This window comes from Sphingobacterium sp. UBA7038 (assembly GCF_002494055.1).
GTDB lineage: Bacteria > Bacteroidota > Bacteroidia > Sphingobacteriales > Sphingobacteriaceae > Sphingobacterium > Sphingobacterium multivorum.
Window position 1 is genome coordinate 229,284 of sequence record NZ_DLAV01000013.1, and the last position, 13,675, is coordinate 242,958.

Below are 13,675 nucleotides of genomic sequence, written 5' to 3' on the forward strand. Positions count from 1 at the left end.
GCGGAATATTTCAGTTTGTACGCCGTATTATTCGGCTAGTATTTTCAACAGCGGGTCGAGATATTCGCGACTATTGCTCAATCTTGGAACCTTATTTTGTCCACCTAGCTTACCTCTTGATTTCATCCATTTATAGAACGTATCTTCGGGCGCATTGTGTACAATAGGTGGTCGTAGGGCCATATTCTTAAAACGTTTGGCGTCATAATCCGAATTGATTTCACGGAGTTTAGCATCCAATATTTCACAAAAACGCCTAAAATCATTGGGTTGTTGTTCAAATTCTATCACCCATTCATGTGCTCCGGCTTCGGCATCTTTAAAATAGACAGGTCCAGCGGTATAATCTTTTATACGTGCCTGTGTCAATTTGCTCGCTTCGGCCAGGGCCTGTTCGGCGTTGTCAACAATAACCTCTTCGCCAAAGGTGTTAATGTATTGTTTGGTACGTCCGGAGATCTGAAAACGATAAGGGGATAATGATGTAAACTTGATGGTATCTCCGATTTTATAACGCCACAAACCAGCATTCGTTGAAATGATCAATGCATAGTTTTTGCCAAGCTCCACCTGGTCCAAACGTAAGGTTGACGGATTATCTTCGTGCATTCGCTCAGTAGGTAAGAATTCGTAATAAATACCATAATCTAGCATAAGCAGAAGATCTTCCGAATCCGATTGATCTTGTAGGCCAAAATATCCTTCTGAGGCATTATAATTCTCTAGATAATACATATTGTCAGAAGGGATCAATTTTTGGAATTGCTCGCGGTAAGGTTTGAAGCTCACTCCGCCATGCCCATAAAACTCTAGATTTGGCCATACCTCCAAGAGGTTGTCTTTGCCTGTAATTTCAAGAATACGTTTGGCCATAACAATATTCCATGTCGGTACGCCAGCTAGACTCGTTACGTTTTCTTTGAGTGTAATTTGGGCAATCTGTTCAATTTTCTCTTCAAAGTTTGGATTTAAAGTAACCTCCATATTGGGCGTTCGCTTAAATTCTGCCCAAAAAGGAAGGTTACGGATGAGGATTGATGAAAGATCGCCGTAGTAGGAATCCGGACTGAAATTGTTGATTTGTGAAGAACCACCAATAACAACAGATTTTCCCGTAAATACGCGGTTTTCGGGTCTATTATGACAATAGATTGTAAGCATATCTTTACCGCCCTGGAAGTGACATTCTTCGAGTGCTTCCTCACTAACGGGAATAAATTTGCTACGGTCAGATGTGGTGCCTGAGGACTTGGCAAACCATTTGATATCAGAAGGCCACAAGATATTCTGTTCGCCTTTTATCATGCGATCAACGTAGCCCTTAATATCATCATAGTCCTGTATAGGGACACGTTCTTTGAAGATTTCGGGCGTTAATATACTTGTATAATCGTATTTTTTTCCCCATTCCGTAGCTTCAGCAGTGGCAATTAAACTCTGAAACCATTCTTCTTGTACATCGTGTGGGTATTTCATGAAAAGTTCAATCTGGTGAATTCTTTTTTTCATGAACCAAGTAAAAATGGAGTTTAATAAGGCCATAGGGGGAGAGATTCTTTAATCTTTAAAATTTTTTCCTTCTTAATTCAAAATGTCTACCGAGATAAAATTTACGGGCAAGCTCATTATCTGCAATTTCCTCAGGTGTACCCGTCAGCATAATCTTTCCTTCGGTCAGGAGGTAGGCCCTGTCCGTAATAGATAGGGTTTCCTGTACGTTGTGATCGGTAATTAAGATGCCGATATTACGGGTTTTGAGCTTGGCTACGATCGTCTGAATTTCTTCTACGGCGATTGGGTCAACCCCTGCAAAAGGTTCATCCAAAAGTATAAAAGATGGATTTGCAGCTAATGCTCGCGCAATTTCGGTACGCCGACGCTCACCACCGGATAACAAATCACCCCTGTTTTTGCGGACACGGTGTAGGCTGAATTCCGTGAGTAGTTCTTCCAATTTTGCCAAACGTTCTTCTTTATTGGGATAATGGATTTCTAATACAGCCAGGATGTTGTTTTCTACGGAGAGCTTCCGAAAAACCGATGCTTCCTGAGCGAGATAACCTATCCCACGTTGTGCGCGTTGATACATCGCATCCTGCGTAATCTCCTGATCGTCGAGAAATACTTTCCCTTCATTGGGCTTGATAAGACCAACAATCATATAGAATGAGGTCGTTTTTCCTGCCCCATTAGGGCCCAATAACCCGACAATCTCGCCTTGTTCCACATGGAAGGAAACATTGTTGACAACGGTACGCTGCTTATATTTTTTTATGAGATGTTCTGCCTTTAAAATCATCTTCGTGGAGTGTCTTGTGTTATATGTATCTGTTCAATAGGACTAATTAAAACCCTCACCATTCTTTCATGCCTGGTATCTAATCCAGTATGGGGGATGCCCGACTAAATCTTGTGTAAATATATTTAATATCTTCTTACTAATGCAATACTAATACTTAATCCCTTTGATGTTGAGCTGTAAGTTTCTTTTGTTGCGCCACACATTCTCTTCAATGCTGTAGCAGATGTCGAAACTTTGCCCAGAATTGATGTGTGTGATATGTTCTGCCAGTCCAAAACCGATACAGTCAAATGAAGGAGAGTCTTCTTGAATAACCGTCATCTTGAGGTGATTGGTGCCCACAATAAAAGCCTGTCCTACTGCATTTACCTTTTTACTGAGGAAAATAGGGGATTCATTTTGGGGCCCGAAAGGTTCAAACTGCTGGAGAATACGGAAGAACTTAGCATCGATATCTTTCAATGCCAACTTTGCATCGATCAAAATTTCTTGGGTCAGCATTTCAGGACTGATACGTCGCGATACCACTTCCTCAAAACGATCCTGGAATAGCGTGACATTATCTAAGGACATCGTTAGTCCGGCAGCATATTTATGACCACCAAATTGCTCCAATAGATCGGCGCATTCGCTTAAGGCTTCATACAAGTCAAAACCCAGTACCGAACGGCAGGAACCTGCAATATGACCATTTGTTTCGGTCAATATAATCGTCGGACGGTAATATTTTTCGGTCAGGCGGGAAGCTACAATACCAATGACACCTTTGTGCCAGTCGGCTTTATACAATACCGTGGATTTGCGGCTTTTAAGTAGGGCATTGTCCTCAATGAGTGCCAGCGCTTCTTCTGTTATTTTGAGATCAAAGTCTTTACGGACATTATTTTGATCGTCTATGCTCGAACTGAAGTCTTTGGCTTCTTGTAGCGATTTGGAAATCAAAAGCTTGACGGCGTCTTTGGCATGGTCTATTCTGCCGGCGGCATTAATGCGTGGGCCGATCTGGAACACGATGTCGTTAACTGTAAAGATCTTCGTTCGATTATTTGATAAGTCAATCAGTGCCTTTAGTCCGACGCAGGGATTCGTATTAAGTTTAATAAGGCCAAAGTGGCTGAGTATTCTATTTTCACCGGTAATCGGAACAATGTCCGAAGCGATACTCACGGCCACAAGATCCAAAAATTGATAGCAGGCATTGATATCCATGCCATTGGTCAATATAAAGGCCTGAATAATCTTAAAGCCAATTCCACAACCTGAAAGTTCTTTATAGGGATATTCACAGTCTGCACGCTTGGGATCTAATATGGCATAGGCTTTGGGAAGTTCTTCACCGGGAAGGTGGTGATCGCCAATGATAAAATCAATTCCTTTGCTATTTGCGTAATCTATTTTATCGACTGCCTTGATACCGCAGTCCAAGGCAATAATTAAGCTGAAACCATTTGCTGCGGCATAGTCGATGCCTTGTGTAGAGATGCCATAACCTTCGGCATAGCGGTCTGGTATATAAAACTCCAGCTGGCTATGAAATTCCCTGAAAAAACTATAAACAACGGCTACCGCTGTGGTACCGTCCACATCATAGTCTCCATAGATCAGAATTTTTTCTTTGTTGCCGATGGCTTGGATAATACGGGTGATGGCTTTCTCCATGTCCCGCATCAAAAATGGATCGTGCAAATCCGATAATTGAGGTCTAAAAAACTGCTTTGATTCGTCAAAAGTCTCAATTCCCCTGCTCACGAGCAACTCTGCCAATACAGTGTTGATGTTTAATTCCTCGCGCAGTTTGTTGGTTATTTTGACATCAGTTTTAGATTTTAGTACCCACCTTTTTTGCATATCTTTGCACAATATTTTAAGTGTAAATATACGTTTTAAGGCTGGACTTACCTAATTCCTAAACCCGGTATTGATCCGCTGTTGCTTAACGTGCATATTCCCAATGTTTTAAATATGTTGCAGGCTTATTCTTTATATGAAGGTTCTTTTTCCGTAGACAAGAGTAGAAAATTTATTCCCTTTGACCCACTTCTAGACGACCCTAAGGACCGACCGGGGGCGATGTTTATCCATGTCCATCCCTTCTTGATCCAAACTAATTCCGGGCTTATTCTCTGTGATACCGGCCTTGGTTATACGGATGACAGTGCTGTGCTACAGCTGCATCATAATATCCGTAAGACTGGCTTTAGACCCGAAGATGTAAAATATGTACTGATGTCCCATCTTCATAAGGATCATGCCGGGGGGATGGTCACATTTGAAAACGGAACAGGACGTATCGCATTTCCTGAAGCCGAATATATTGTTCAGCGTGGCGAATGGGAAGACGCCTATTCAGGCATCTCCAGTTCATACAGGACCGAGATTTTTGATGTGATTCAACGCAGTGGAAATTTGGTACTGGTGGAAGGTGAAGGAAAAATAAATGATGAAATCAGCTATGCGCTCAATGGTGGACATACCGCGCATCATCAGGCATTTCATATTCAAACGGATGATCAGCACTATTTCTTTGGCGGAGATGTATTACCTGAGCCTGAAGAAATTTTCCATAATTATGTCGCCAAATATGATGTCGATGGTCGGCGCTCCAAAGCCTTGCGTCAGGAGTATTGGGCAGAAGGCGCGCCAGCGGGCTGGATTTTTTTGTTTTATCATTCTAAAAATATAACCATTGGCCGTAGTCAGATCCGGGAAGATGGAACCTATAAGCTAGTTGACGCAAAATCATAAAGGAAAAACCTCCATGACCTTTTGGGAACATGGAGGTTTTTGGAAGGTTTAGTATCCCGGATTTTGTGGGAAGGCTGCACCAGTGTTACTGTCGATAACCTCTTGTGGAATAGGCCAAAGAATAAATTCTTTTTTCACCACATTTTTCGATTGTGTGTTTAACGTTTGCACGCGGCGTAAAAAGACATCCTCACCGAAACGGGCAAGGGTCATGCGACGCATTTCCTCACCAATAAGCTCGCGGGCGCGTTCGTCGAGAATCAGATCCGCATTGATCGCTGCGGCATCGATTAATGACGCTTTTGCACGGGCACGGACAGCATTGATGGCATCCTTAGCTTGTGCCGGTTTATTGGCACGCCAGTATGCTTCAGCCAATAGCAGGTAAGTTTCGGCCAAACGTACTTTCACACGGTCCTTCATATTTCCTTCAAATGCAGGGTCAACAGCTGTCTTTCCGTAGAAAAATTTGGTTGTTGTCGGGAACACGTTGCCTGATTCTTTGATCGCGTCAGTAAGTACGATCTTCTTACCATAAAGTTCAGGTACGGAAGGATCGTTATAATACCAATCGCGTTTGATATTGAAAGAAGAATTTCTGACATCCTGTTTTTCATAACTATCCAGCCACCATTGGTAAGGGCGTACGTGCCCAAGACCTCTTCCTCCAAGTGAGTCGGCCAAGGCAAATCCTTTTTGTTGTGAATAGAAAGGAACCCACGCGCGTTTGCTCCAATCGGTGTAGCGGTCGCCACCTCCTTGTGTATTGTATTCCAATTGGATGGCCCAGATGGTTTCTTGATTGCCGGAACCGCGATTTTGATTGTTTTCAATAAACATATCGTGGAAATAATCCCCGGGTTTATCTTTTTCGGCACCAAAACGTTGATCGTTCAATTTAAAGTAGCCACTTTGAACCACTTTGTTGGCAGCCTCTACAGCTAAATCTGGCTGTCCAGCTTCGATATATGCTTCTGTCAGGTAGTGTAAAGCGGCCCATTTCGTCAATTTACCTTCCTGAATTGTACCTGGATTGTCGGGTAGGTTTTCACTTGCATACTTCAGGTCTTCAATCATGTGCGTCAAGATTTCAGCTTTCGGTGTACGGGTGAAATCACGACGGGGTGTTTCGGAGACCTTGTCCACCCAAGGCACATCGCCGTATAAGTTGACTAAGTAGCGATAGCTATAGGCGCGGAAGAAACGGGCCGTTGCTTCTACACGTTTTGGATCGTTATCCTTGTCCGTCCAGCTGATACCATCCTTTTTTAAAGCCTCGAGGATGGTATTGGTATTACCGATAAATCCGTAGGCATATTTCCAATAATTGCGTACATAAGACGAAGCCGGATTTAGCGTATAATTGCTGAATGGAGCCAATGTAGCGTCTGTACCTGTAGTTTTGATGGCAACGATATCCGTTCCGACCTGTAGCGCTTCCTGCGGGGTTGCTCCTTGGGAAAAGATACTACCGTTCCAGGTCAGGAATTCCATGCGGGCATAAGAGTATAAACCATTTAGTCCAGTTTCGAAGCCTTTCGTGTTAATATAGGTATTATCAGGTGACTGAAAGCTGCTGGTGTCTTCATTTAAGAAGTTCTTGCTGCAGCCTGTGAAAAGTAAGCTTAGGCCAGCTAGCATTGTATATAAAGTTGTATTTCTTTTCTTCATGATTTTGATGTGTTTAGAATTGGACATTTACTCCCAATGAGAATGTTCTTGCAACAGGATAAGGACTGGCAATATTTGTCGTTGTTGGATTACCTGTGGTCGAACTCACGCTCAATGCCTCTACGTTGTAACCTTTGATTTTGGAGAATGTATAGAGGTTACGGGCGTTGATAAATGCTTTAATGGAAGAGAGATTCAATCTTTTTAGAAAATCGCCGTCAAAAGTATAGCCCAAGCTAAAGTCTCTAATTCGCCAATAGGATGAATTGATATAATAAGTATGGTTATTTACTGGCGTATATCCAGGCGATGGAATATCTGTATTGGTGCGCTCTGGCGTCCAGTAAGGCATGTCGGCAAGGTAATTGGCACCGTTGTTAGGTAAGAAACGTTCGATGTTTTTGAAATCATCTATTTTCGTTCCGCCAAAGGCTCCATTCATAAAGATTGACAGGGAGAAATTCTTGTAGGTGAAATCATTACCAATACCAAGTGTATAAGGCGATATCTTGTTCCCCATCATCGTACGGTCACTGGCGTCGATTTTACCGTCGTTGTTGAGATCTGCTAACTTGGCATCACCAGGTTTCGCTTTAGGTTGGTATGAATTTGCGATGTCTTCGCCCTCTTGCCAAACACCAATAACTTTATAGTCGTAGAAAATACGGATAGGCTTTCCGATTAACCAGGCATTGGTCAAATCATTTTTTCCATCAGCGCGCAGTTTGGTGATTTTATTGTTGTTATAGGCAAAGGTCGTATTGACGTTCCATTGGAAATTGTCATTTTTGACCGGTATGGCATTCAAGGTAACTTCGATCCCTTTGTTTGAGGTTTCACCGATATTGGTCAAAATAGTGTTATAACCGTTCATGACAGGAACCTGTTCACTTAATAAAAGATCCGATGTCTTAGAGGAGTAGTAGTCTACCGTTCCTGAAATTCTATTTTTGAGAATACCAAAATCCAAGCCAAGGTTTAATGAAGCTGTGGTTTCCCATGTTGGATTACTTCCACGGCCATTGAAATTCATCACAAGTCCTTTGACTGGATCAAGGCCATAGATGTAATCGACGTTGGTCAGACGGTCGTAAGTTTGATATGGCGATACGGCCTGATTTCCGTTTTTACCATAAGAAACACGAAGTTTTAATAAATCGAAATAATCCTGCACATTTCCTTCTTTAGAAATTACCCAGGCTCCTGCAACGGATGGGAAAAATGCATATCGGTTGTTAACAGAAAATGCGCTATAACCGTCCGAACGACCTGTTAAGGTTAATAGGTAGCGATCCTTAAAGGCATAGTTGATTCTTCCCATATAGGAAATCATCGCTGTATTTTGAAGGTTGGATTCGATCTTAAGATTTTTAGAGGCAGAAGCCATGTTGTTATATCCGGCATCTGATACAAAATCGTCTCCATTCATTTTTGAAGTTTTCAAATTTGTTTTCTGGGAAGAATAGAGGCCCACGACATTGATCTTATGGTCACCAAAGGTAGGGTCATAGGTCAAGAGATTTTCCCAGGTCCAGTCCCAGAAATGCTCATTGTAAATTGATCCGGTACCATTCACGCCACGTCCTGTAACTGTATTGGAACCGTAATAGGAGTTTTCATTAATATTTCGGTAGTTGGTTCCGAATGTGGTTTTGAAACTTAATCCTTCAATAGGGAGTTTCACATCAAGCCAAGTATTCGCATAGACTGTTCTTCTGGTCTGATCCCATTGGCCTTTTTCGTCTGCAAAAGGATGTGCCCATAGTGTTTGTGCATACATCGGGTACGTTACAGCAGTACCATCGGCATCGCGGTTTTTACTGTAAGGGGAAAGTTTTACAACACTCTCGAGGTTGGGCTGTACGCCGTCGCGGTTCCCTTGAGAAGCCTGCATGGTCATTCCTAGCTTTAACCAAGAGCTTAAACTTTGATTGAGGTTCAGATTGACATTGTATCTTTCGTATGGCGTATTTTTTACAACGCCATCTTGATTTAGGTAGCTCACAGATGCATAATAATCGGATTTATCCGTTCCGCCCGAAAAACTGAGTTGATGTTCCTGAACAGGAGCGCCGCTATTGAATACTTCATCCTGCCAATTGACTTCTTCCCCTTTTTTGTATTGTTCCAATACGTTGGCAAAAAGATAATTCTCTGGGTTAAGCTGATCGCCGGTTTTTCCTTTCGAAGCCTGGTAATCACGCATAAATTGGATGTATTGTGGGCCGTTCATCAATTTAAGACGACGTTCTACACTTTGTACCCCAAAATAACCGTTATAATTGATGCGTGCTTTTCCTGCCGCACCCTTTTTTGAGGTGATGAGGATAACGCCATTTGCAGCTCTTGAACCATAGATTGCAGTGGATGAGGCATCTTTCAATACCGAGATACTGGCAATTGTATTGGAAGAGATATCACCCAGGGAACCACTAAAAGGGATTCCATCCAAGATAATGAGGGGAGCATTGGACGCGGATATCGAGTTCTCACCGCGGATATTGATAGAAGCTGTTTCACCAGGTTTGGCTGAACCGGAATTGATCGCTAGACCAGAAATCTTACCTTGAAGTTTATCGACAACATTCGGTGAATTTATTCGTTCTAGGGATTTTGCTTCCACTGTAGCGATACTTCCTGTCAAATCGCTCTTTTTCTGTTTACCATAACCTACGACCACAACTTCATCCAAAACATCCTCGGATTATGTCAAGGTTATTTGTGCTGCTTGTGCCGCGGAGACTTCTTTCGCGGTAAATCCGATCGAGTTAAATGTTAGGATGGCACTTTTTGAACTGACGTTCAGTGAGAAGATTCCGTCTTGATTGGTTGTCGTTGCTGCCGCTTTACCTTTTTCAGAAACGGTAACCCCGCTTATTGGTTTCCCGGTTTCATCAATGACCTTTCCGGAGACGACCTGCTGAAAGGGTGAAAGACTGGTTATTGCAACTAAATTACGTGGGTTCGCTACCCCGTAAATAGGTGCCGCTAATGACAAGATTGATAATGGTGTCAGAAGGATGAGATGACTCTTTTTGACCATAGGTGTGTAATTTAGATTCAGTAAGTGTTTAATGCGGCAATTATAAAGAAATAAACCTTTGGCAATTCTATTGCTTCTTGGAACAAACGATTGCATGAACTACGAAAACGTTATAGAAATGGGTATTTGTAATGAAAATTGGAGCTAATAAAAGCTGATTTGTTCTGTTAGGAACTCGGATCGTTAATAGCCTATGTACCTCGAGCGTTTTTAGTGTTGTTCAGTTATGTCATCACGATGCCATACGTCGAAAAAAGGGATGAAATCGGTTAAAAGAGTCGTTTTTCTGCTCTTTTTTTAGTATTTTGGGGTAATTTGCTCTTTGTAGCCCATCCCGTTAGCTACCTGCGGATTCGTTTAAGATTGATTTTTTGGGTAAATTTGTGTTTTAGTAGCTAAGGGCTGATGCTGTTTTTCCTCAAAGTCTTTGTTTTTTTGCGAGAAAGAACCTTCAGCTTGCTTTTGTAATTGTGGTATACCACGTTATGAAGCTTATATTATTAGTATTTATTTAAATAGAAAATTATGTCTATTGTAAGAGAGTCCGATCTGATTGGAATTGGAAAAAAATTTCAAATTGAAACCGATGCGGGAGACAATATGGTTGTTGTTATCCATGACGATGGTAGACGGGAACTTTATCGCTATGATGACGAGGAGCATGAGTCACGTTGCGTCATGACACTCAATGACGATGAATCTCGGCAGATTGCGGGTATTATCGGTGGCTTGTCCTATAAGCCTAAAGCATTGGAGACAATTGAAGTTGCTTTGGACGATTTACGCATTGAATGGTACAAAGTGGAAGGCAAAAATGAGGGTGCTGGTAAGACAATTGGAGAGCTGGAAGTTCGTCAACGTACAGGCGCATCGATTATTGCTGGGATACGGGATGATGATACGGTTATAAATCCAGGACCGTCTTATTTGATTAGCCCAGGCACCACACTTGTCATCGCTGGAAAGAAGAATAATATTAAACTTTTGAAGGAAATTTTACTGTAATTTATGCTATCACATACCTTAATTCTGGAAATTGGAATCGCTGTAGGACTTGTTGCCATTGTTGGCCTAATAGCTAATAAGCTTAAGTTTTCTGTTATTCCATTTTTCATTATTATAGGAATGGTTTTGGGGCAGCACGCTCCGCAGGTTGGTCTGGTGGATTTAACATTTACAGAAAGTAAACCCTTTATTGATTTCATGGGACGGTTGGGCGTATTGTTCCTGCTGTTCTACCTTGGCCTTGAGTTTTCGGTCAATCGGCTGATTAAGTCCGGTAAAGCAATTGTCACCGGTGGGACAATTTACGTCTTATTGAACTTTACTTCAGGTTTGTTGATCGGATGGCTAATGGATATGCCATTTAAGGAGATGATGGTGTTATGCGGTATCATGACGAGTTCATCCACGGCCATTGTTGCAAAGGTGCTGACAGATCTCAAACGTACAGCCAACCCGGAGACGGAGGTGATCATGGGAATGATTATGTTCGATGACCTGTTTATAGCGATGCATATTTCTTTCCTTTCGGGCCTGATACTGACAGGAAGCAGTTCGTTTTGGACGGTAGCTGGAACTTCCTTACTGGCTTTGGGATTTATATTGGCCTTTTTGATTTTGGGCAGAAAACTGGTGCCTGCGATCGATCGCTTATTGAAGGAAAAAACTTCTGAATTATTTATATTGATCATCTTTGCCTTACTTTTTATTGTGGCAGGTTTCTCCGAAACCATCCATGTTGCGGAGGCTATCGGGGCATTGATGGCCGGCTTAGTGTTGGCGGATTCGCAATACATCAAAAAGATTGAATCGATGGTGCTGCCCTATAAGGACTTTTTTGGGGCCATGTTTTTCTTTAGTTTCGGATTGTCTATTGACATTATGTCCCTTGGAGGAGCTGTCTTTTGGGCTTCGATTGCAGCGCTGGTGACGGTGATGGGGAATCTTGCTTCGGGCTATTTTGCAGCTAAATTTTCGGGTATGAAACCTAAAACGTCCTTTGATATTGGTTTTACCTTGTCTGCACGGGGGGAGTTTTCCATTATCATGGCAAATATTGGTAAAGCAGGGGCTTTATTACCCGTTATTCAATCCTTTGTGGTCGTATATGTGCTCATTCTTTCCATTGTATCCCCACTATTGACCAAAGAGTCACGTAAGCTTTGGAAATTACTTTTCGGTGCGGATGCCAATAGTGCCAAGCCTTTGAAAAAGTTGAGCGATTTGGAAAACAATCAGGGCAGATAGACCTGCGGATAGGGTACAGCTCAAACGATGTTTTAGGAGAGGCATATAGCATATACAAACAAAACGGGGCTTTCCAATATTCTTGGATAGCCCTGTTTTGTTTGATTAGTCGGTGAATTTTACAAAAAACCCAGCTCCAGTTTTGCTTCTTCAGACATCATGTCTTTTGTCCAGGGTGGATCAAATGTCAATTCGACCAATGCTTCTTTGACACCTGCTACAGCAGCAACTTTTTCCTGAACTTCATTCATGATTTCGCCTGCCACGGGGCAGCCAGGAGCAGTCAGCGTCATTACAATCTTTGCAATACCCTCTTCCTTCGTAATGATTTCATATACAAGCCCCAAATCCACAATATTTGCGGGTTTCAGTTCAGGATCATAAATTGTTTCCAGTACAGCTTGGATTTGTGGCGCTAGACCCAGTTTATCTAATATAATGATACTCATTTATTCCGTTTTTTATCGTGAATAGCGTCCTGATAGATCGCTAATAATTTCGCTTCATTTATTTCAGGAGTAAAATTACTAAAATAGTAAGCAATACAGGTCTTTCTTATCTCATCTTTTTCATTTGTCGTTTTTGTACTCCACTCCGTTAAACATTGGATGATATCGTTTTTGTTGTGGGGATCGAAAGTTTGTCCTGTTTTGCCGGGGATAATCAGTTCGGGGAGTGGGCCTAGATTTGAGCTGAGCACAGCTGTTCCGACTGAATAAGCCTCAAGAATCGTGATCGGCATACCTTCAAAGCAAATCGATGGTACGAGTAGTGCCTGTGCTTTGGCTATCAGGGAAAGTATTTCTGACCTTTTTTTAAAACCGAGGTAGGAAATATTCGGCTGGTCTTTAATTCTTCTCAGGACCTCATTTTCGAGCGGACCGCCACCAATTAGCTGTAGTTGAAAATCTGTTCCGATAAAAGTATCGATCAGATTCAATATCCCCTTTTCATCTGAAAGACGACCGACGTATACGAAGTGTGCCTGTGTACCCTCGGGCGCTATTGCATTAGGGAAAACGAAGTTCGGTTTAATCTCGAACTTAGAAGACGGAAGGTGCAAGGTCGATTCAACGAAGATGTTCTTTGCAAAAGAGCTTAAATTGATGTAGCGATTTACCTTTGCCCAAGTTCCAATTTTACGATGAAACCAGTAATTCAGTGCGAGAAGAAATGTTTTTACTATAGAGTTGTTAAATGCTTTTTGTCGAACGGCTGTCCACGGAAACTCCTCTTGGAGTGAGTCCAAAAAGAGGTGGTTGTGGTGGTACAGCGTCGCCGAAGGGCATAGTAAACGGAAATTATGCAAGGTCATGACCTGAGGGATGCCGAGTTTTGCAATTGTACGGACGATAATCGGGCCCGCTGCGTAATGGGTGTTGTGAACGTGAACGATGTCCGGTTTAAACGTCCGAATTATTTTTTTGACACGTTGAGCAGCGCAAATATTCCAAAAAGATCCTATTGTCTGTAATGCACCCTGCCAACCCTTTTTATTTTGAAAGGTTAGCGTTTGGACCTCATGTCCTTGCGCGAGGAGGGAAGATTCCTGCTGAAATACAGTGTCTTCACCACCAGGATCTTGATAAAATGTATGGATAATCAGTATGCGCATAATAAAAGACTTATACAAATGTACAATTTTGAGGTGACTTCCTTTAAAG

At 42.1% G+C, this 13,675-nt stretch carries 11 protein-coding genes; 3 read left to right on the forward strand and 8 right to left on the reverse strand.

Annotation, left to right across the window (positions count from 1 at the left end):
- Positions 1–27: 27 nt before the first annotated feature.
- The 3 genes from B3H30_RS08030 to recJ all read right to left on the reverse strand — a co-directional run bounded on the left by B3H30_RS08030 (position 28) and on the right by recJ (position 4,150).
- Positions 28–1,542: a GH3 auxin-responsive promoter family protein gene (locus tag B3H30_RS08030; RefSeq protein WP_286774683.1), complete on the reverse strand. Its 1,515-nt coding sequence runs from the start codon at positions 1,540–1,542 to the stop codon at positions 28–30.
- 22 nt (positions 1,543–1,564) lie between these two features.
- Complete coding sequence (lptB, locus tag B3H30_RS08035) at positions 1,565–2,299, reverse strand: LPS export ABC transporter ATP-binding protein (RefSeq protein ID WP_028072074.1); 735 nt, start codon at positions 2,297–2,299, stop codon at positions 1,565–1,567.
- Between the two features lie 150 nt (positions 2,300–2,449).
- The gene (gene recJ / locus B3H30_RS08040) at positions 2,450–4,150 is read right to left on the reverse strand and encodes a single-stranded-DNA-specific exonuclease RecJ (protein WP_286774682.1); all 1,701 of its coding nucleotides are present in this window, start codon (positions 4,148–4,150) and stop codon (positions 2,450–2,452) included.
- 114 nt (positions 4,151–4,264) lie between these two features.
- On the opposite strand from recJ, the gene B3H30_RS08045 reads away from it, so the two are divergent.
- A complete protein-coding gene (locus B3H30_RS08045; RefSeq protein WP_286774681.1) occupies positions 4,265–5,047 on the forward strand; it encodes an MBL fold metallo-hydrolase in 783 nt (260 codons plus the stop codon).
- Positions 5,048–5,095: 48 nt separating this feature from the next.
- Here B3H30_RS08045 and B3H30_RS08050 read toward each other — a convergent pair whose 3' ends face one another.
- Genes B3H30_RS08050 through B3H30_RS08060 form a run of 3 tightly spaced genes read right to left on the reverse strand, consistent with a single transcriptional unit; the run spans position 5,096 to position 9,761 of the window.
- Positions 5,096–6,718, reverse strand: a complete 1,623-nt coding sequence (locus tag B3H30_RS08050) for a RagB/SusD family nutrient uptake outer membrane protein (RefSeq protein WP_286774680.1) — start codon at positions 6,716–6,718, stop codon at positions 5,096–5,098.
- Positions 6,719–6,731: 13 nt separating this feature from the next.
- Positions 6,732–9,410 carry a SusC/RagA family TonB-linked outer membrane protein gene (locus B3H30_RS08055; RefSeq protein WP_286774679.1) on the reverse strand — a complete coding sequence of 893 codons (2,679 nt, stop codon included), beginning with the start codon at positions 9,408–9,410 and terminating at the stop codon, positions 6,732–6,734.
- A gap of 12 nt (positions 9,411–9,422) precedes the next feature.
- Positions 9,423–9,761 (reverse strand): carboxypeptidase-like regulatory domain-containing protein, encoded by a 339-nt coding sequence (locus B3H30_RS08060; RefSeq protein WP_254667621.1) that lies wholly within the window; start codon positions 9,759–9,761, stop codon positions 9,423–9,425.
- A 525-nt stretch (positions 9,762–10,286) separates the two neighbouring features.
- On the opposite strand from B3H30_RS08060, the gene B3H30_RS08065 reads away from it, so the two are divergent.
- Together B3H30_RS08065 and B3H30_RS08070 are read left to right on the forward strand one after the other, a co-directional pair.
- On the forward strand, positions 10,287–10,766 hold the full coding sequence (locus B3H30_RS08065) for a cation:proton antiporter regulatory subunit (RefSeq protein ID WP_046672804.1): 480 nt from the start codon (positions 10,287–10,289) through the stop codon (positions 10,764–10,766).
- Positions 10,767–10,769: 3 nt separating this feature from the next.
- Complete coding sequence (locus B3H30_RS08070; protein ID WP_046672803.1) at positions 10,770–12,011, forward strand: cation:proton antiporter; 1,242 nt, start codon at positions 10,770–10,772, stop codon at positions 12,009–12,011.
- A 119-nt stretch (positions 12,012–12,130) separates the two neighbouring features.
- On the opposite strand, the gene B3H30_RS08075 is transcribed toward B3H30_RS08070, so the two are convergent.
- Both B3H30_RS08075 and B3H30_RS08080 read right to left on the reverse strand, forming a co-directional pair.
- Positions 12,131–12,460 carry a metal-sulfur cluster assembly factor gene (locus B3H30_RS08075; RefSeq protein ID WP_070560743.1) on the reverse strand — a complete coding sequence of 110 codons (330 nt, stop codon included), beginning with the start codon at positions 12,458–12,460 and terminating at the stop codon, positions 12,131–12,133.
- Positions 12,457–13,626 (reverse strand): glycosyltransferase family 4 protein, encoded by a 1,170-nt coding sequence (locus B3H30_RS08080; RefSeq protein ID WP_286833869.1) that lies wholly within the window; start codon positions 13,624–13,626, stop codon positions 12,457–12,459. Before B3H30_RS08080 ends, B3H30_RS08075 begins: the two co-directional genes overlap by 4 nt.
- Positions 13,627–13,675: the final 49 nt, after the last annotated feature.

Excerpts from the sequence above, each read along its gene's own strand:
- B3H30_RS08065 (WP_046672804.1), top strand. The coding sequence starts at position 10,287 with ATGTCTATTGTAAGAGAGTCCGATCTGATTGGAATTGGAAAAAAATTT.
- B3H30_RS08030 (WP_286774683.1), bottom strand. The coding sequence starts at position 1,542 with ATGGCCTTATTAAACTCCATTTTTACTTGGTTCATGAAAAAAAGAATT.
- B3H30_RS08075 (WP_070560743.1), bottom strand. The coding sequence starts at position 12,460 with ATGAGTATCATTATATTAGATAAACTGGGTCTAGCGCCACAAATCCAA.
- recJ (WP_286774682.1), bottom strand. The coding sequence starts at position 4,150 with ATGCAAAAAAGGTGGGTACTAAAATCTAAAACTGATGTCAAAATAACC.
- B3H30_RS08050 (WP_286774680.1), bottom strand. The coding sequence starts at position 6,718 with ATGAAGAAAAGAAATACAACTTTATATACAATGCTAGCTGGCCTAAGC.
- B3H30_RS08080 (WP_286833869.1), bottom strand. The coding sequence starts at position 13,626 with ATGCGCATACTGATTATCCATACATTTTATCAAGATCCTGGTGGTGAA.
- B3H30_RS08045 (WP_286774681.1), top strand. The coding sequence starts at position 4,265 with ATGTTGCAGGCTTATTCTTTATATGAAGGTTCTTTTTCCGTAGACAAG.
- B3H30_RS08060 (WP_254667621.1), bottom strand. The coding sequence starts at position 9,761 with ATGGTCAAAAAGAGTCATCTCATCCTTCTGACACCATTATCAATCTTG.
- lptB (WP_028072074.1), bottom strand. The coding sequence starts at position 2,299 with ATGATTTTAAAGGCAGAACATCTCATAAAAAAATATAAGCAGCGTACC.
- B3H30_RS08070 (WP_046672803.1), top strand. The coding sequence starts at position 10,770 with ATGCTATCACATACCTTAATTCTGGAAATTGGAATCGCTGTAGGACTT.